We start from the raw sequence: 16433 nt of genomic DNA on the forward strand, positions 1-16433 counted from the left end.
CCCAACGACAACTACTGGGACTGGCAGGCCGGCGTCGTCGTCAACGTCTATGGCTTCGACCTCTCCGCCGTCTACACAGGCACCAACCTCAGCGTCCAGGACTGCCTCGGCACCCAGAACTGCGCCTCACGCGTCATCATCGGTATCTCAAAGACGTTCTAGGCAAGGCTGACCCAGCGACCATAGAGGGTTGCCGCTCCACCGGGCGGCTGCCATCTATGGCGGATGGACAAGGAACGGTTCGATCTCGCCATCGTCGGCGCCGGCCTCAACGGCAGCCTGCTGGCGCTGGCCGCCGGCGAAGCAGGGCTCTCCACCGCCCTGATCGATCGCGTGGCGCTCACCACCATGAGCCAGGCCGGTTTCGACGGCCGCACCACAGCCATCGCCTACACCAGCCAACGCCTGTTCGCCGCGTTGGGCCTGTGGGACGAGGTCGCCGCCGAAGCCGAACCGATCCGCGATATCCGCATCTCGGATGCAGGCCATGATGGCCGCGCCAGCCCGCTGTTCCTGCACTTCGACCATCGCGAGGCGGCCGACGAGGGAACCGAAGCGGCCCCGATGGGCTGGATCGTCGAAAACCGCTTCCTGCGTGCCGCACTACTGCGCCGACTCGCCACCTGCCCGCAGGTCGAGCTGATTGCCCCCGACGAAGTCACCGATAGCAAGCGTGACCTCGACAAGGCCGAGCTCACCTTGAAGAGCGGGCGTCGCATCGCCACACGGCTGATCGCCTCCGCCGAGGGCCGCTTCGGCTCGATGCGCGAGGACGCCGGCATCGGCGCGCGCGCCTGGTCCTACGATCAGATCGCCATCGTGCTCGTGGCCAAACACGAACGGCCGCATCGCGGCGTGGCGCAGGAGAAGTTTCTGCCGGGCGGACCCTTCGCCATCCTGCCGATGACCGACAGCTCCACAGGCGAGCATCGTTCGTCGATCGTCTGGACCGAACGCGCCGATCTCGCGCGCCGCCTGCTCGAACTCGATGGACCGCGCTTCCAGGCCGAATTCGCCCGCCGCTTCGGCGACCATCTCGGTGCCGTCGCGCCCATCGGTCCGCGTTGGTGGTATCCGTTGGGCCTTGTGCATGCCGAGCGCTACATCGACACGCGGCTGGTGTTGGTAGGCGATGCCGCCCATGGCATCCATCCCATCGCGGGCCAGGGCTACAATCTCGGCGTCCGCGATATCGCCGCTCTCGTCGAAGTGTTGATCGACACCAAGCGGCTGGGCCTCGATGTCGGTGGCGCCGACGCGTTGGAGCGCTATGCCCAGTGGCGTCGCGCCGACAACTTCACCATGGTTGCCGCCACCGATCTCCTGAACCGGTTGTTCTCCAACGACATCACGCCGCTCCGTCTCGCGCGCGACCTCGGCCTCGCCGCCGTGAACCGCGTGCCGCCGCTGCGCCGCTTTTTCGTCCGCCATGCGATGGGCCTGGTCGGCGATCTGCCCAAGCTGATCCGCGGCGAGCGGCCCTAGACTTAAGGGGTTTGCAGCCCTATCTCAGGGGCCAATTTCGAGGATTTCGCATGGCCAGTCCCCAATCATCGGCGCAGGTGCCCGTCACCGTGCTCACCGGCTATCTCGGCGCCGGCAAGACCACCCTTCTCAACCGCATCCTGAGCGAACAGCACGGCAAGAAATACGCCGTCATCGTGAATGAATTCGGCGAGCTCGGCGTCGACAACGACCTCGTGGTGAATGCCGACGAGGAAGTGTTCGAGATGAACAACGGTTGCATCTGCTGCACCGTGCGTGGCGATCTGATCCGCATCATCGAAGGCCTGATGAAGCGCAAGGACAAGTTCGACGGCATCCTGGTCGAGACGACCGGACTCGCCGACCCTGGACCGGTGGCGCAGACCTTCTTCACCGACGACGACGTGAAGGCCCGCACCCGCCTCGACGCCATCGTGACCGTGATCGATGCCAAGCACTTCTTCGGCCAGCTCGAACAGGGTTCCGAAGCCGAGCAGCAGGTGGCGTTCGCCGACGTGATCCTGCTCAACAAGACCGATCTGGTGAGCCCCGACGACCTCAAGAAGGTCGAAGACAAGATCCGCGGCATCAACCGCTATGCCCGCATCTTCCGCACGCAGAAGAGCCAGATCGAGCTCGACGCCATCCTCGACAAGGGCGCATTCGATCTCGCCCGCATCCTCGAGTTCGAACCGGACTTCCTGCACTCCGGCCACGACCACAATCATGGCGACGAAGTCGCAAGCCTCTCGATTAGCGCCGACCGGCCCGTCGATCCCGACAAGTTCCAGAAGTGGATGGGCGCGCTGCTGCAGATCAAGGGTCCCGATATCTTCCGCAGCAAGGGCATCCTGGCGATCGACGGCGCGCCGCGCCGCTACGTCTATCAGGGCGTCCACATGATGATGGACAGCGACTGGGGTTCGGCCTGGAAGGACGGGGAGGCTCGGTCGAGCAAGCTGGTCTTCATCGGCCGCAACCTCGACGGCGACAACCTGAAGCGCGGCTTCGAAGACTGTCTGAAGTAGTTTGACCCTGTGAAACTCGATCTCGCCAATCCGGCCTGGCAGCAGACCCTGCCGCCGGCCCGTTCGCTTGCGACCGACGCACCAGTCGCCGCCTGCGCCTTCAGCCGCGACGGCAACACCGTAGCCTTTGCCCTGGGTGATGGCCAAGTTCGGCAGATGCCGGCCGACATCAAAGCCGCCGCACCCGACGCTGCGCCGCCCCTGCACAGCGGCGTCGCGCTGGCGTTGATCGGCGATCCAGCCGGCGACGGCTTCGTGAGTGGCGGCGATGACGGCCGCGTGCTGCGCGTGGCGCTCGACGGTACCGCCACGGAGCTGCTGACGCAGAAGGGAAAATGGGTCGAGCATCTTGCCGCCCATCGCAATGGCGCGATCGCCGCCGGCGTGGGCCGCGCGATGTTCGTGGCCAAGGATGGCGAGGTGCGCGAATTCGGGCCGCATCAGAGCACGGTGGCCGGTCTCGATTTCAGCAAGGACGGCAGCCGCGTCGCCTGCGCCCACTATGACGGCATCACCGTGTGGAGCATCGGCCAGGTCGTCCTGCCGCCGCGTCGCTTCGCCTGGCGCGGCAGCCACGTCGCGCTGAAGTGGAGCACCGACGGCAAGTTCATCGCCACGGGCACGCAGGAAAACGACATCCATGTCTGGCGCGTGGCGCAGGCCACCGACATGCGCATGCAGGGCTACCCCGCCAAGGTGAAGTCGCTCTCCTGGACCGCCGACGCGCGCTTTCTCTACACCTCGTCGCAGCCTGTCTTCACGGCCTGGCCGTTCGCCGGCAAGGGGCCCGAGGGCAAGCCGCCGTTGCAGTTCGGCGACGAGGGCGCGGGCCTGATGACGGTGGTCGCGGCCCATCCCACGGCCGAGTTCGTGGCCGGCGGCTACGACTCCGGCGAGCTGCAGCTCGGCGACATCAAGACCAAGCGCTCTGTCGTGCTCAAGATGGCCGATGGTTCGGCAATCACCTGCCTCGCCTGGGCGCCGGGCGGTTTCCGGCTCGCCGTCGGCAACGACCGCGGCGATCTTCTGGTGATCGACCTTAGGCGTTAGCTAGCCCTGTCGCACCAGCACGCGGTGCGACAAGAGGCAAAGCAGACCCGCAACGCCCATTGCCGTCGTCATGGGCGCTATGGTGCCGTCGAAGGTCTGGCCGACGGCAGCGCCGAAGGCCGCACCGATGCCGAAGGTCAGTACGCCCATGAGAGACGAGGCCGTGCCGGCCATGTGCGGATAGCGCTGCAGCGCGAGCGCCGTGGCGTTGGGGCCGATGAGGCTTAGCGTCGCGATCTGGGCGACAAAGCACACCAGAAACGGGATCAGGCCAATCGTGCCGTAAGACGCCTCGATCCACCCCAGCACGGCGGCGGTCACGCCCGCGAGAGCGGGCACGAGCACGCCGTAACGCAGGATGCGGCTGGCCCCGATCTTGGGCACGAAGCGGGCATTGAGCAGGCTGCCGACCGTCATGAAGATCACCATGCCGCCGAACACCAGGCCGAAGTCCCGTGGCGCGATGCCATAGCGCTCGATGAAGACGAACGGCGAGCCTGAGATGAACGAGAACAGGGCCGCGAACATGAAGGCGCCGGTGAAGGCATAGCCCATGAAGGCGCGATGGCGGAGCAGCTCGCCGAAGCGTTTCACCACCAGCAGCGGTTCGAGCGGCTGGCGATATTCCGGCCGCAGGGTCTCGGGCAGGCGCCACCAGGCAACGAGAAACCCGATAATGCCGGCACCCGCGAGTGCCCAGAAGATCGCACGCCAACCGGCGAACCACAGGATCTGGCCACCGATCAACGGTGCCAGCATCGGCGCGATCGAGGTCGCCGCCAGCATCAGCGACATGGCGCGCGCCGCCTCGTCGCGCTCGGCCATGTCGCGCACCATGGTGCGCGCCAGAACCACGCCACCACAGGCCGCCAGCCCCTGCAGGAAACGCAGCGCGATCAATTGGCCGGCCGAGGCCGCGAAGGCACAACCCACGCTTGCCAGTACATAGACCACCAGCCCCGACAGGATGACCGGCCGCCGCCCGAAGCGATCGCCGGCGGGTCCGTAGAAGATCTGGCCGAAGCCGAACGCCACCATGAACATCGACAGCGTGAGCTGGATGTCGCCGACGCTGCCCTTGAGATCGACGGTGATTACCGGCAGCGCCGGCAGATACATGTCGATCGAAAGGGGTGTGAAGGCCGACAACAGGGCCAGCACCGCCAGCAACAAGGGAGTCAGGGTCGGGCGGGTGGTCGTGGTCATTTTAAGGAGGTCATGTGCGCGGTCGCTCTAAAGGCAATTCCCTCCCGGCGCCATGCTATAAGCGGACCATGTCATCGCTGCCTGACCTGTCAGAAATGCAGATCCGCCGATATGCGCGCCATATCGTGCTGGCGGAGGTGGGTGGCATCGGACAATCGCGGCTGATTGCCGCCAAGGTGCTGGTGATCGGCGCCGGCGGCCTTGGCGCACCCCTCCTGCAGTATCTCGCAGCGGCCGGTATCGGCACGCTGGGTGTGATCGACCACGACACGGTCGATCTTTCCAACCTGCAGCGGCAGGTCATCCATCGCACCAGCGACGTCGGCATCTCCAAGGTCGAGAGCGCGCGGCGCGCACTCGGCGACATCAATCCCGAGGTGCAGGTGCAGGTTCACGATGAACGCCTCACCGCCGAGAACGCCACGCGCATCCTCGCGGGCTACGACGTCGTGGCCGACGGCAGCGACAACTTCGCCACGCGCTACCTCCTGAACGACACCTGTTATCGCCTGAAGAAGACTTTGGTCTCGGCGGCGATCCTGCGGTTCGACGGGCAGGTCTCGACCTACAAGGCCTGGCAGGGCCCAGGCCATCCCTGCCTGCGCTGCCTCTTTCCGGTGGCGCCGTCGGAAGACGCCGTGCCGAGCTGCGCCCAGGCGGGCGTTCTGGGAGCACTCGCCGGCACGCTAGGCACCCTGCAGGCGACGGAGGTCGTGAAGGAAATCCTTGAGGTCGGCCGTTCGCTCTCGGGCCGGCTGCTGATGTACGACGCGCTCGCTGCATCCTTCGACGAAATGACGATCGCCAAGCGTCCGGATTGCCCAACCTGTGGGGCCTCATGAGCGACGGCGGCATTTCGGTCATCCTGCGCGCCGGCGACTATGAGAGTGCCCACTATGCGCTGGCGCTGGCTGCCGCCGCATTGGCCGTGAACAAGCCCGCCGTTCTCTTCTTCACCATGTCCGGCATTCGCGCCCTGCAGGGCCCACCCCCTTCCCTCGAGGACTGGGATCGCGACGCCCAGAACCGCGCGCGCGGCGTCGGCGATTTCGAAACCTTGCTTCAGGCCTGCGTCGAGCTTGGCGCGCGCTTTATCGTGTGCGAAATGGGTTTGCGGTCGCTCGACATCGACCGTGCGAGCCTCAGGGCCGATGTACCGTTCACGGTCGCCGGTATCGTGACCTTGCTGGAAGAGACCAAGCCGGGCATGCACCTCGTTTCATTGTGACGTATCGGGAGAGTTCATGACATCCGCCGCCTTCGACGTGCTGGGAATCGGTAACGCCATCGTCGACGTCCTGAGCAGAGCCGACGATTCCTTCCTCGGCCAGCATGGCCTGGTTAAGGGCAGCATGATGCTGATCGATGAGGCGCGGGCCGAGACGCTCTATGCAGCCATGGGCCCAGGTGTCGAGATCTCCGGCGGCTCCTGCGGCAATACCATGGCCGGTGTCGCCTCGTTCGGCGGCAAGGGCGCCTATATCGGCAAGGTCCGCAACGATCAGCTCGGCGACGTGTTCGGCCATGACCTCAAGGCGACCGGTGTCTCCTTCGAGACGGCCAGCGCTACTTCGGGTCCGTCGACCGCGCGTTGTCTGATCCTGGTGACGCCCGACGCGCAGCGCACCATGAACACTTATCTTGGCGCCTGCACCGGCCTCGGCCCCAACGACATCGATGTCGCGCGCGTGGGATCGGCGCAGGTGACTTATGTCGAGGGCTATCTCTGGGATGCCCCGGCCGCCAAGCAGGCCGTGCTCAAGGCGTTCGATGCAGCTCACGCCGCCGGCCGCAAGGTCTCGATCACGCTTTCGGATTCCTTCTGCGTCCATCGCTATCGCGAGGAGTTCCGCGACCTCATCCGCAACAAGGTCGATATCCTGTTCGGCAACGAAGCCGAGATCAAAGCGCTCTACGAGGTCGAGACCTTCGAGGAAGCCCTCGAAGCCGCGCGCAAGGAAGCCAAGATCGCCGCCCTGACGCGCAGCGAGAAGGGCTCGGTCGTGATCAAGGGCAGCGAGACCTACGAAGTGCCGGCCGCCCCCGTGGCCAAGGTCGTCGACACGACCGGCGCTGGCGATCTCTATGCTTCCGGTTTCCTGTTTGGTTTCACGCACGGCAAGCCGCTGGCTGAATGTGCCCGACTGGGCGGCGTGGCAGCAGCCGAAGTGATCTCCCATGTCGGCGCCCGGCCCGAGCAGGCGCTGAGCACCCTCATTTGAGCGGTCCCGCCGCCGACACCCACACGCGCGGCTGGCGTGAGTCACTCGCGACCTACACGCATCCGCGCGTCGTCACGTTCCTGTTCCTCGGCTTCTCGGCCGGGCTGCCGTTCCTGCTGGTCTTCGCCACGCTGTCGGCATGGCTGCGCGAGTACGGCATCAGCCGTACCGCGATCGGCTTCATCAGCTGGATAGGCATCACCTACTCCTTCAAGTTCGTGTGGTCGCCGGTGGTCGACCGCGTGCCGCTGCCACTGCTCACGCGCTGGCTGGGACGCCGCCGATCCTGGATGCTGCTCGCACAGGCAGGCATCGCCGGTGGCCTGCTGGGCATGTCCTTCTGCGACCCGCGCACCGATCTCTGGAGCCTGGTGGTGCTGGCGCTGGTCGTGGCCTTCTCCTCGGCCACGCAGGACATCGCCCTGGATGCCTTCCGCATCGAGGCGACCGATGCGAGCCTGCAGGGCGCGACCGCCGCCACCTACCAGCTCGGTTACCGTATCGCCGTGCTCGCAGCCGGCGCCGGCGCGCTCTACATCGCCGAGTTCGGCTCCTGGCCCATCGCCTACCAGTCCATGGCGGCGCTCGGTCTCGTGGGCATCCTCACGACCCTCATCGTCACCGAGCCCGAGCGGCAAGTCACCGCCGGCACCTCGGAACTCGAGGGCAAGGTCGCGATCTTCGCCGCCGGTCTCGGCACGATGCCCGGGTGGGTACGCAAGGCGCTGATCTTCGTCTACGGCGCCATCGTCTGCCCGTTCGTCGATTTCTTCGCACGCTACGGCTGGATGGCCGTCGTGCTCCTGCTGTTCATCGGCCTCTTCCGCCTCTCCGACATCGCCATGGGCGTGATGGCCAACCCGTTCTACATCGACATGGGTTTCTCGCTGTCGCAGATCGCCAACGTCTCCAAGATCTACGGCTTCGTGATGTCGATCCTGGGCGCGCTGCTGGGCGGCGTGCTGGTCTTCCGTATCGGCGCGGCGCGGCTGCTCGTGGTTGCGGTATTCCTGATCGCGGCGAGCAACCTCACCTTCTCGTGGCTCGCACTGGTCGGCCAGCCCGACACCCTGATCCTCACCATCGCCATCAGCATCGACAATCTGGTCGGCGGCATGTCGGGCTCGATCTTCATCGCTTTCCTGTCCGGTCTCACCAACACGGCCTACACCGCAACACAGTACGCGCTCTTCACCTCGATCATGACCCTGCCCGGCAAACTGATGGGCGGCTCATCGGGCTGGATCGTGGACAAGCTGCAGGCGGAGTTCTCCTCAGTGCACAAGTTCGGTGGCTACGCGATCTTCTTCCTCTACACCGCGCTGCTCGGCCTGCCCGCGCTCGTGCTGGCCGTGATCGTCCGTCGTCGCTTTGAAAAAGAAACCCCTCCTTCCTGAGGAAGGAGGGGTCAGTAATTCGGCGTCGGGTGTCGTCCGAGCCGGGGGAACCGACCCATTCCGGAGCGGGGCGTGGGGCGCCGGCTTGGAATGGGCAAACCCCGTGTAGAGGGTGGACGCTACAAAACCGTTACTGGCCGTGTGGAAAACCCCGCCTTGGGGGTTACCCGTATCAGCCTGGCGTGGCGTCGAGGGCGTAGCCGGCGGCGCGAACGGTGCGGATCACGTCAACATGGCTCTCGCCATTCAAGGCGATGCGCAGGCGGCGGATATGCACGTCGACCGTGCGAGCCTCGACATAGACATCCTTGCCCCACACGGCGTCGAGGAGCTGCTCGCGCGAGAAGACGCGGCCTGGATGTTCCATGAAGTGACGCAGCAGACGGAATTCCGTCGGCCCGAGGTGGATCGGCTTGCCACCGCGCGTCACACGATGCGCCACGAGGTCCATGACGATATCGGCATAGGACAGCGCCTCGTCGGCCAACGCCGGCCGGATGCGCCGCAGCACGGCACGGATGCGCGCCACCAGCTCGGTCGGCGAGAAGGGTTTGGGCACGTAATCGTCCGCGCCGGCGTCGAGCCCGCGCACGCGATCGCCCTCTTCACCGCGCGCCGTCAGCATGATGATCGGCACGTTGGCGGTGGAGGTCTGACGGCGCAGTTGACGGCAGACTTCGATGCCTGACATCAGCGGCAACATCCAGTCGAGCAGGATGAGGTCAGGTACATCTTCCTGGACGGCCCGAAGCGCCTCTTCGCCATCGAAAGCGACATCGACCTTGAAGCCCGACTGTTCGAGATTGTACCGCAGCAACTCGACCAGCGCGGTCTCGTCTTCGACGATCAGCACGCGCGGCTTCATCGTGGGAGCTTGAGCGTCGCGGCGGGCGGGAGTCACGGCGGTCATGCTCATGGTGCGTTACTCGTCGTGTAAAGGGAGGCGCTGCCCTTCGGCCTCACCTCGTCGAAACCGTGGCCGGTGGCTCGGAAGCTCACCAGCTCGGCGATATTGGTCACGTGATCGCCGGCGCGTTCGATGTTCTTGGCCATGAACAGGAGATGCGTGCAGGCGGTGATCGTGCGCGGATCTTCCATCATGTAGGTGAGCAGGTGGCGGAACAGGCCGGTGTAGACCTGATCGATCTCCTCGTCGCGCTGCCAGACGTCGTGTGCCTTGGCGACATCGCCGTGGGCGAACGCGTCGAGCACATCCTTCAGCGCCGTGCGAACCAGGCGGCCCAGCCGCTCGATGCCGGTCACCGCCGAAGCTGGCGCGTTACTCTGCGACAGCACGATGCTGCGCTTGGCGGTGTTCTTGGCATAGTCGGCGATACGCTCCAGTGCCGCCGCGATCTTGATCGAGGACAGGATGACGCGCAGGTCGACGGCCATGGGCTGACGCAGCGCGAGGAGCTGAACCGTCTGCTCCTGCACGGCTTCGTCGAGCGCGTCGACACGGGCGTCATCGGCGATCACCCTCTCGGCCACCTCAGTGTCACGATCACGCAAGGCGATGAGCGATTGCGCGAGCTGGCTCTCGGCAAGGCCACCCATCTCGCTGATGGTGGCACTCAGCCGCTCCAGCTCTTCGTCGAAACGCTTCAGAGTATGCTCGGGCATGTCTTGTCCCTTCTTCTGCTCTTGTCTGATCGGCTGGATCAACTCAGCCGAAACGCCCGGTGATGTAGGCTTGGGTGCGCTTGTCGCGCGGCGTGGTGAACAACGTCGCCGTGCCGCCGAACTCGACCAGCTCACCGAGATACATGAAGGCGGTGAAGTCGGAGACGCGCGCCGCCTGCTGCATGTTGTGGGTGACGATGACGATCGTGTAGTCCTGCTTCAGTTCGTCGATCAGCTCCTCGATCTTGGCGGTCGAGATCGGATCGAGCGCCGAGCAGGGCTCGTCGAACAGGATGACCTCGGGCTTCACCGCAACGGTACGCGCGATGCAAAGGCGCTGCTGCTGACCACCCGACAGGCTCTGCCCGTTGGCGTCGAGCTTGTCCTTGACCTCGTCCCACAGCGCGGCGCGACGCAAAGCCTGTTCGACGCGGCCGTCGAGTTCCGAGCGCGGCAGGCTTTCATAGAGCCGAACGCCGAAAGCAATGTTCTCGTAGATCGACATCGGAAAGGGCGTTGGCTTCTGGAACACCATGCCGATGCGGGCGCGCAGCAGGTTGATGTCCTGATCTGCGCGCAGCAGGTTGTCGCCGTCGAACTGCACCTCGCCGGTGGCGCGCTGGCCCGGATAGAGGTCGTACATGCGGTTGAGCACGCGCAGCAGGGTCGACTTGCCGCAACCCGACGGGCCGATGAAGGCGGTCGTCTTGTTGGCATAGAGCGACAGAGAGATGCCCTTCAGGGCACGGCTGTCGCCGTAGAAGAACTCGAGATTGTTGATCGAGATCTTGGGCGTGAGCTTCGACGTGTCGAGGCTTGCATGGCTGGCGACGGGAACGGCAAGGCTAGGCCCGCCAGAAGATGCGATGCTCATTACTGTTTCCTCGTTGCGGTGAGGGATCGGGCAAAGATGGAGAGGGCGAGAACGGTAACGGTGATCAGGAGCGCACCGGTCCAGGCGAGCTTCTGCCACTCCTCGTAGGGCGACAGGGCGAACTGGAAGATGACCACAGGCAGGCTAGGCATCGGCGCATTCATGTTCAGGCTCCAGAACTGATTGTTCAGAGCGGTGAACAGGAGTGGCGCCGTCTCACCGCTGATGCGGGCAATGGCCAGCAGGATGCCCGTGACGATGCCGGCCTGGGCAGCGCGATAGGCGATCCGCATGATCATGAGCGAGCGCGGCAGGCCAATCGACGCGGCCGCCTCGCGCAGCGTGTCAGGCACCAGGGTCAGCATGTCCTCGGTCGTGCGCACCACGACGGGGATCACGATGACAGCCAGGGCCACGGCGCCGGCGTAGCCGGAGAAGTGGCCCATCGGCGCGACCATCACCTCGTAGATGAAGAGGCCGATCACGATCGACGGCGCGCTGAGCAGGATGTCGTTGATGAAGCGCACGACGTTCGAGAGTTTGTCGTGGCGCCCATACTCGGCAAGGTAGGTGCCGGCCAGGATGCCGATCGGCGTGCCGATGATGACCGCCAGCACCGTCATGATCACGCTGCCGATGATGGCGTTTGCCAAGCCGCCAGCGGCGCCGGGCGGCGGTGTGTTCTCGGTGAAGACGGCAAGCGACAGGCCCGACAGGCCGTGGAACAGCAGTACGCCCAGGATCAGGACGAGCCAGCCGAGGCCGAAGATGGTCGCGGCCAGCGCCAGGGTTTTAGCAATGGCGTTGCGGCGACGGCGGCCGGCATAGAGGGAATTCGCGGCGGCAGCAGACATGGCGTTACCCCAACCGGTTCATACGCGCCAGCAAGTAGCGGGCAATGGCGAGCACGATGAAGGTGATGAAAAACAGGATCAGGCCGAGCGCGATCAGCGAGGAGGTGTAGAGATCGCCGACTGCCTCGGTGAATTCGTTGGCGATCGAGGCCGAGATCGTGGTGCCCGGCGCCAGGATCGAAGCGGAAACCTTGTGCGCGTTGCCGATCACGAAGGTCACGGCCATGGTTTCGCCGAGCGCGCGGCCCAGACCCAGCATGAAGCCGCCGATCACGCCGACCCTCGTGTAGGGCAAAACGACGTTGCGGAACACTTCCCAGGTCGTGCAGCCCACGCCATAGGCCGCTTCCTTGAGGACCGGCGGGACGGCCGAAAAGACGTCCCGTGAGATCGAGGTGACGAAGGGCAGCACCATGATCGCGAGAATAAGCCCCGCCGTCAGCATGCCGATGCCGTAGGGAGGTCCTTCGAAGAGCGTGCCGAGGATGGGAATGCTGCCGAAGGTGTCGATCAGGAAGGGCTGCACGTACTTCTGCAAGAAGGGCGCGAACACGAACAAGCCCCAGATGCCGTAGATGATGCTGGGGATGCCAGCCAGCAGCTCGATGGCGATGCCGATCGGTCGGCGCAACACCATCGGACAAAGCTCGGTCAGGAAGAAGGCCACCATCAGGCCGACCGGCACAGCGATCACCATGGCGATGAAGGAGGTGACCAGCGTGCCGTAGATCGGCGCCAGTGCTCCGAACTTCTCAGTGACCGGGTTCCAGGATTGGCTGGTTAAGAAGGAAAAGCCGAAAGTGCCGAGCGCGGGCGCGGCACCAATGATCAGGGCGATGATGACCCCGCTCAGCAGCGCCAGCACCGTGAGAGCGGCACCTCGGGTCAGCCCATGGAATATCCGGTCGTTCAGTCTCAGCCGTCGCAGGACGGCAGCGCGCGATGACGACTCTCTAGCCGTCACGTTTGCGTCTCTTAAAGCCACTTCGCTCACGTCACGCCCCCTCGAACCCATGCTCCTCCCCCTGCCTCTCCACCCAGGTACGCTCGGGTGGAAAGGACGAATGGAGGGCGGGTGGAAACCACCCGCCCTCCCGCGAGCCTTAGTTGGTCGGCGAGAAAAGCGGCTTGCCGCCGGCGTCCTTGATCTCCGCAGACCACATCTTCTGAATGTCGGCGACGACGTTGGCCGGCATCGGCACGTAGTCCAGCTCCTCGGCCGACTTGCCGCCCTTGGCGTAGGACCAGGCGAAGAACTTCAGGGCTTCGCCCGTGGTCGCCGCATCAACCGGCTTCTTGTAGATCAGGATCCACGTCGCCGCGGTCATCGGCCAGGACTGGTCGCCGGGCTGGTTGGCCAGAATCACGCCGTAGCCGGGCTGCGACTTCCAATCGGCATTGGCAGCAGCGGCCTGGAAGGTGGCCGAGGTCGGTGCGACCGTCTTGCCCGCCTTGTTGATCATGTTGGTGTGGATGAGCTTGTTCTGCTTGGCGTAGGCATACTCGACGTAGCCGATCGAGCCCTTCGTGTTGGCGACGTTGTTGGCAACGCCCTCGTTGCCCTTGGCGCCGATGCCGACCGGCCACTCGAGCGCGGTGGCGACACCGACCTTCGACTTCCACTCCGGGCTGATGTCAGCCAGGTAGTAGGCAAAATTGAAGGTCGTGCCCGAGCCGTCCGAGCGGCGCACCGGCACGATCGCCTGCTTGGGCAGCTTGGCGTTCGGGTTCAGCTTGGCGATGGCGGCATCGTCCCAGCTCTTGATCTGACCCATATAGATCTTGGCGAGCGTCGTACCGTCGAGCGTGAGCTCACCCGGCTTGATGCCTTCGAGATTCACGACCGGCACGATGGCGCCCATCACCATCGGGAACTGGGCGAGGCCCGAATCATCGAGCTCCTTGCCGGGCAGCGGCGCGTCGGTCGCGCCGAAGGTCACGGTCTTGGCCTTGATCTGCTTGATGCCGCCGCCCGAGCCGATGGACTGGTAGTTGAGACCGACGCCGGTCTCCTTCTTGTAGGTGTCGGCCCACTTGGCATAGATCGGGTACGGGAAGGTCGCGCCGGCGCCGGAAATGTCGGCGGCGTAAGCGGCGACCGACGAAAGCGCGAGCGCCGCTGTCGTCAGGGCAATTTTGGCGAAGTGCATAGGGTTCTCCTTCGATGAATTCCGAAGCGCCCTTCCCCTAGGAGCCGCACGTCACTGTCATATGACTCTTATATGACACTTCAATGACATCGATTTCCTGGCACTGAGGACGAAGTCCCATTCTTCCTCTAAGCCACTGACAAATCGGACTATTTTTCTTTTCACCGAGTATGCAGAGCATTTCGGAACAAAAGCTCGGAGCCCTGCCTCTCGGCTTACGCCACAGCCTTTTGTGACAGACCCGCTATTGGCCAAAGCACTATTGGGGACAAACCAGCACTCGTCACAGGATCTTAACTCTACCCCCTCGGAACGGTAACGCGCTCTGCCGATGGTGCGGCTCGTTTCAAGAGCACACCATGTCTTGCAAAGAATCCGACACCGAGGCCGTCGACCGCCGCCGCCGGTGGCTTTCCATTTTGGCGAAAGCACCCGAAGCCCGTCTCGACTTGCTATGGCAGGCACTGGGCCCTGTCCCCGCTTACACTATCCTGCGTCGGCCCGAGACCGGGCTCGTCATGCTGCACGGTCGTATCTCGGGCAACGGCGCTCCCTTCTGCGCCGGCGAGATGACGGTGACACGCGCCGCCGTCCGGTTAGAAACAGGTGAGGTCGGCTTCGGCTACGTCGGCGGTCGCCACGCCCATCAAGCCGAGATCGTGGCCGTCCTCGACGCGCTGGGCCAGCGCGAGGAGTGGCGCGACAGGCTCGAGGCCGAGATCGTGTCGCCGCTCGCCGACGAAGCCGAGGCCCGGCATCGCCTGATCGCTGCGCGTGCCGCCGCCACCAAGGTCGAGTTCTTTACCGTCGCGCGCGAGGCCGGCACATGAGCGGCACGCTGAGTTCCCTGTCGCCGGGCCTTGCCGATCCTTCGCACGACGCCCAACAGCTCTTTCGCGAGGTGCTCGACGCCTTCAGCCATCCGGGCCGCATCGTAACTCTCGCCGATGCACCGCAGGGACCCGGCATGATCTCACCGGCCGCCACGGCCTATCTGCTGACCCTGGCCGATCGCGACACGCCGCTCTGGTTGGCGCCCTCATTCAACACGCCCGAGGTTCGCGACTATCTGCGCTTCCACACCGGCACGCCGATTATCGAGGATCGCGCGGCCGCGACCTTCGCCGTGCTGTCGCATGACGATGCGGATCCTTTCGAAGGGTTCGCCAGCGGCACCGACACCTACCCTGATCGCTCGGCCACCTTACTGATCGAGGTGCCGGCTCTCGGTACTGGTCCGGTCCGCACCGGGCGCGGCCCGGGCATCAAGGGCGAGACCCAGCTCGCCATTGCCGGGCTGGACGACTGGTTCTGGCGCCAGTGCGCCACCAATCACGCGCTCTTCCCATGCGGTGTCGACTTGATCTTCACCACAGGGTCCCAGCTTCTCGCGCTGCCGCGCAGCATCTCCGTGGAGGTCTCGCCATGTACGTCGCGGTGAAAGGTGGCGAGACCGCCATCGCCCATTCGCTGCATCTGATTGCCGACCGGCGCCGTGGCGACCGCGACCTCGCCGAGCTCACGCTGGAGCAGATCGACCAGCAGCTTGGCCTCGCCGTCGACCGCGTGATGACCGAGGGCTCCTGCTATGACCGGCGCCTGGCGGCGCTGGCCATCAAGCAGGCGCGCGGCGATCTGATCGAAGCGATCTTCCTGCTCCGCGCCTACCGCACGACCCTGCCGCGCTTCGGCGATTCCGAGCCGCTCGACACGGCACGCATGGTGGCGGAGCGGCGAATCTCGGCCGCCTTCAAGGATGTGCCGGGTGGCCAGGTGCTGGGGCCGACCTACGACTACACACATCGCCTGCTCGACTTCTCGCTGGCCGTCGCCGCCGATCGTCCGGAGGCACCGACCGCGCCCGCCGATACGGCGCACGCGCTGCCGCATGTCGGCGATATCCTGGCCCGTGAAGGCTTGCTCGAACCGCCGCCCGAAGCCACCGGCGAGCGACCCGACGATCTCACGCGCCATCCGCTCAGCCTGCCGGCGGACCGGCCGTTGCGCCTGCAGAACCTGGCGCGCGGCGACGAAGGTTTCCTGCTGGCGCTCGGCTACTCGACCCAGCGCGGCTACGGCAACAATCATCCTTTCGTTGGCGAGATCCGCTACGGCCATGTGCCGGTCGCGTTCATTCCCGAGGAGCTGGGCTTCGCCATCGAGATCGCCGAGATCGACGTCACCGAGTGCGACATGGTCAATCAATTCGCCGGCTCGCACGACGTCCCGCCGCAGTTCACCCGCGGCTATGGTTTGGCCTTCGGTCATGCGGAACGCAAGGCGATCGCAATGGCCCTGGTCGATCGCGCGCTGCGCGCCCGTGAACTCGCGGAAAGCGCGGACTCGCCTGCGCAGGACGAAGAGTTCGTGCTGGCGCATTCCGACAATGTCGAGGCCTCGGGCTTCGTGCAGCACCTGAAGCTGCCCCACTATGTCGACTTCCAGTCGGAATTGGTGGTGGTGCGGGCGCTGCGCGCCGAGGTCGAGGAACGCAACCGGCGCGCGGCCGAGCAGGCTGTAACCCTCAGCCAGGCGGCGGAGTAG

The 16433-nt window shown here is 65.1% G+C and carries 17 protein-coding genes; 10 read left to right on the top strand and 7 right to left on the bottom strand.

Going from position 1 to position 16433, the window contains the following annotated elements:
• Nucleotides 1-225: 225 nt before the first annotated feature.
• Genes EPO50_RS28510 through EPO50_RS28520 form a run of 3 tightly spaced genes read left to right on the top strand, consistent with a single transcriptional unit; the run spans nt 226 to nt 3563 of the window.
• Complete coding sequence (locus EPO50_RS28510) at nt 226-1485, top strand: UbiH/UbiF/VisC/COQ6 family ubiquinone biosynthesis hydroxylase (protein ID WP_296349971.1); 1260 nt, start codon at nt 226-228, stop codon at nt 1483-1485.
• A gap of 50 nt (nt 1486-1535) precedes the next feature.
• Nucleotides 1536-2513: a GTP-binding protein gene (locus EPO50_RS28515; RefSeq protein WP_296349973.1), complete on the top strand. Its 978-nt coding sequence runs from the start codon at nt 1536-1538 to the stop codon at nt 2511-2513.
• Nucleotides 2514-2522: 9 nt separating this feature from the next.
• Nucleotides 2523-3563 (top strand): WD40 repeat domain-containing protein, encoded by a 1041-nt coding sequence (locus EPO50_RS28520; RefSeq protein ID WP_296349975.1) that lies wholly within the window; start codon nt 2523-2525, stop codon nt 3561-3563.
• Here EPO50_RS28520 and EPO50_RS28525 read toward each other — a convergent pair whose 3' ends face one another.
• On the bottom strand, nt 3564-4769 hold the full coding sequence (locus EPO50_RS28525; protein ID WP_296349977.1) for a Bcr/CflA family multidrug efflux MFS transporter: 1206 nt from the start codon (nt 4767-4769) through the stop codon (nt 3564-3566).
• Between the two features lie 68 nt (nt 4770-4837).
• On the opposite strand from EPO50_RS28525, the gene EPO50_RS28530 reads away from it, so the two are divergent.
• From EPO50_RS28530 to EPO50_RS28545, 4 genes are read left to right on the top strand one after another with little or no spacing between them, the layout of a single operon-like run.
• Entirely contained in the window at nt 4838-5611 is a 774-nt protein-coding gene (locus tag EPO50_RS28530; RefSeq protein WP_296349979.1) for a molybdopterin-synthase adenylyltransferase MoeB, read from the top strand.
• Entirely contained in the window at nt 5608-5997 is a 390-nt protein-coding gene (locus tag EPO50_RS28535) for a DsrE family protein (protein WP_296349981.1), read from the top strand. Before EPO50_RS28530 ends, EPO50_RS28535 begins: the two co-directional genes overlap by 4 nt.
• Before the next feature lie 16 nt (nt 5998-6013).
• Nucleotides 6014-6991, top strand: coding sequence for an adenosine kinase (locus tag EPO50_RS28540; RefSeq protein WP_296349985.1), 978 nt, complete (start codon nt 6014-6016; stop codon nt 6989-6991).
• On the top strand, nt 6988-8388 hold the full coding sequence (locus tag EPO50_RS28545; RefSeq protein WP_296349987.1) for an MFS transporter: 1401 nt from the start codon (nt 6988-6990) through the stop codon (nt 8386-8388). The genes EPO50_RS28540 and EPO50_RS28545 overlap by 4 nt, the downstream gene beginning before the upstream one ends.
• Nucleotides 8389-8560: 172 nt before the next feature.
• Here EPO50_RS28545 and phoB read toward each other — a convergent pair whose 3' ends face one another.
• From phoB to pstS, 6 genes are all read right to left on the bottom strand, one after another.
• Nucleotides 8561-9253 (bottom strand): phosphate regulon transcriptional regulator PhoB, encoded by a 693-nt coding sequence (phoB, locus tag EPO50_RS28550; RefSeq protein ID WP_296350466.1) that lies wholly within the window; start codon nt 9251-9253, stop codon nt 8561-8563.
• A gap of 47 nt (nt 9254-9300) precedes the next feature.
• A complete protein-coding gene (gene phoU / locus EPO50_RS28555; protein ID WP_296349989.1) occupies nt 9301-10011 on the bottom strand; it encodes a phosphate signaling complex protein PhoU in 711 nt (236 codons plus the stop codon).
• 43 nt (nt 10012-10054) lie between these two features.
• Entirely contained in the window at nt 10055-10885 is an 831-nt protein-coding gene (pstB, locus tag EPO50_RS28560; protein ID WP_296349991.1) for a phosphate ABC transporter ATP-binding protein PstB, read from the bottom strand.
• Nucleotides 10885-11739: a phosphate ABC transporter permease PstA gene (gene pstA / locus EPO50_RS28565; protein ID WP_296349993.1), complete on the bottom strand. Its 855-nt coding sequence runs from the start codon at nt 11737-11739 to the stop codon at nt 10885-10887. Before pstA ends, pstB begins: the two co-directional genes overlap by 1 nt.
• A gap of 4 nt (nt 11740-11743) precedes the next feature.
• Nucleotides 11744-12754: a phosphate ABC transporter permease subunit PstC gene (gene pstC / locus EPO50_RS28570; protein WP_296349995.1), complete on the bottom strand. Its 1011-nt coding sequence runs from the start codon at nt 12752-12754 to the stop codon at nt 11744-11746.
• Nucleotides 12755-12842: 88 nt separating this feature from the next.
• A complete protein-coding gene (pstS, locus tag EPO50_RS28575; protein WP_296349997.1) occupies nt 12843-13889 on the bottom strand; it encodes a phosphate ABC transporter substrate-binding protein PstS in 1047 nt (348 codons plus the stop codon).
• 359 nt (nt 13890-14248) lie between these two features.
• Between pstS and phnG the strand changes: the two genes are divergently transcribed.
• Genes phnG through EPO50_RS28590 form a run of 3 tightly spaced genes read left to right on the top strand, consistent with a single transcriptional unit; the run spans nt 14249 to nt 16433 of the window.
• Complete coding sequence (gene phnG / locus EPO50_RS28580; RefSeq protein ID WP_296349998.1) at nt 14249-14719, top strand: phosphonate C-P lyase system protein PhnG; 471 nt, start codon at nt 14249-14251, stop codon at nt 14717-14719.
• Entirely contained in the window at nt 14716-15330 is a 615-nt protein-coding gene (phnH, locus tag EPO50_RS28585; RefSeq protein ID WP_296350000.1) for a phosphonate C-P lyase system protein PhnH, read from the top strand. Before phnG ends, phnH begins: the two co-directional genes overlap by 4 nt.
• Nucleotides 15315-16433, top strand: a complete 1119-nt coding sequence (locus EPO50_RS28590) for a carbon-phosphorus lyase complex subunit PhnI (RefSeq protein WP_296350002.1) — start codon at nt 15315-15317, stop codon at nt 16431-16433. The genes phnH and EPO50_RS28590 overlap by 16 nt, the downstream gene beginning before the upstream one ends.

This window comes from Reyranella sp. (assembly GCF_004297405.1).
Taxonomy (GTDB): Bacteria; Pseudomonadota; Alphaproteobacteria; order Reyranellales; family Reyranellaceae; genus Reyranella.

What these genes read in the sequence shown, in the direction of transcription:
- phnH (WP_296350000.1), top strand. Translation starts at nt 14,716, where the DNA reads ATGAGCGGCACGCTGAGTTCCCTGTCGCCGGGCCTTGCCGATCCTTCG.
- pstA (WP_296349993.1), bottom strand. Translation starts at nt 11,739, where the DNA reads ATGTCTGCTGCCGCCGCGAATTCCCTCTATGCCGGCCGCCGTCGCCGC.
- phoU (WP_296349989.1), bottom strand. Translation starts at nt 10,011, where the DNA reads ATGCCCGAGCATACTCTGAAGCGTTTCGACGAAGAGCTGGAGCGGCTG.
- phnG (WP_296349998.1), top strand. Translation starts at nt 14,249, where the DNA reads ATGTCTTGCAAAGAATCCGACACCGAGGCCGTCGACCGCCGCCGCCGG.
- phoB (WP_296350466.1), bottom strand. Translation starts at nt 9,253, where the DNA reads ATGAAGCCGCGCGTGCTGATCGTCGAAGACGAGACCGCGCTGGTCGAG.
- EPO50_RS28515 (WP_296349973.1), top strand. Translation starts at nt 1,536, where the DNA reads ATGGCCAGTCCCCAATCATCGGCGCAGGTGCCCGTCACCGTGCTCACC.
- EPO50_RS28535 (WP_296349981.1), top strand. Translation starts at nt 5,608, where the DNA reads ATGAGCGACGGCGGCATTTCGGTCATCCTGCGCGCCGGCGACTATGAG.
- pstC (WP_296349995.1), bottom strand. Translation starts at nt 12,754, where the DNA reads ATGGGTTCGAGGGGGCGTGACGTGAGCGAAGTGGCTTTAAGAGACGCA.
- EPO50_RS28540 (WP_296349985.1), top strand. Translation starts at nt 6,014, where the DNA reads ATGACATCCGCCGCCTTCGACGTGCTGGGAATCGGTAACGCCATCGTC.
- pstS (WP_296349997.1), bottom strand. Translation starts at nt 13,889, where the DNA reads ATGCACTTCGCCAAAATTGCCCTGACGACAGCGGCGCTCGCGCTTTCG.
- EPO50_RS28530 (WP_296349979.1), top strand. Translation starts at nt 4,838, where the DNA reads ATGTCATCGCTGCCTGACCTGTCAGAAATGCAGATCCGCCGATATGCG.
- EPO50_RS28510 (WP_296349971.1), top strand. Translation starts at nt 226, where the DNA reads ATGGACAAGGAACGGTTCGATCTCGCCATCGTCGGCGCCGGCCTCAAC.
- pstB (WP_296349991.1), bottom strand. Translation starts at nt 10,885, where the DNA reads ATGAGCATCGCATCTTCTGGCGGGCCTAGCCTTGCCGTTCCCGTCGCC.
- EPO50_RS28590 (WP_296350002.1), top strand. Translation starts at nt 15,315, where the DNA reads ATGTACGTCGCGGTGAAAGGTGGCGAGACCGCCATCGCCCATTCGCTG.
- EPO50_RS28525 (WP_296349977.1), bottom strand. Translation starts at nt 4,769, where the DNA reads ATGACCACGACCACCCGCCCGACCCTGACTCCCTTGTTGCTGGCGGTG.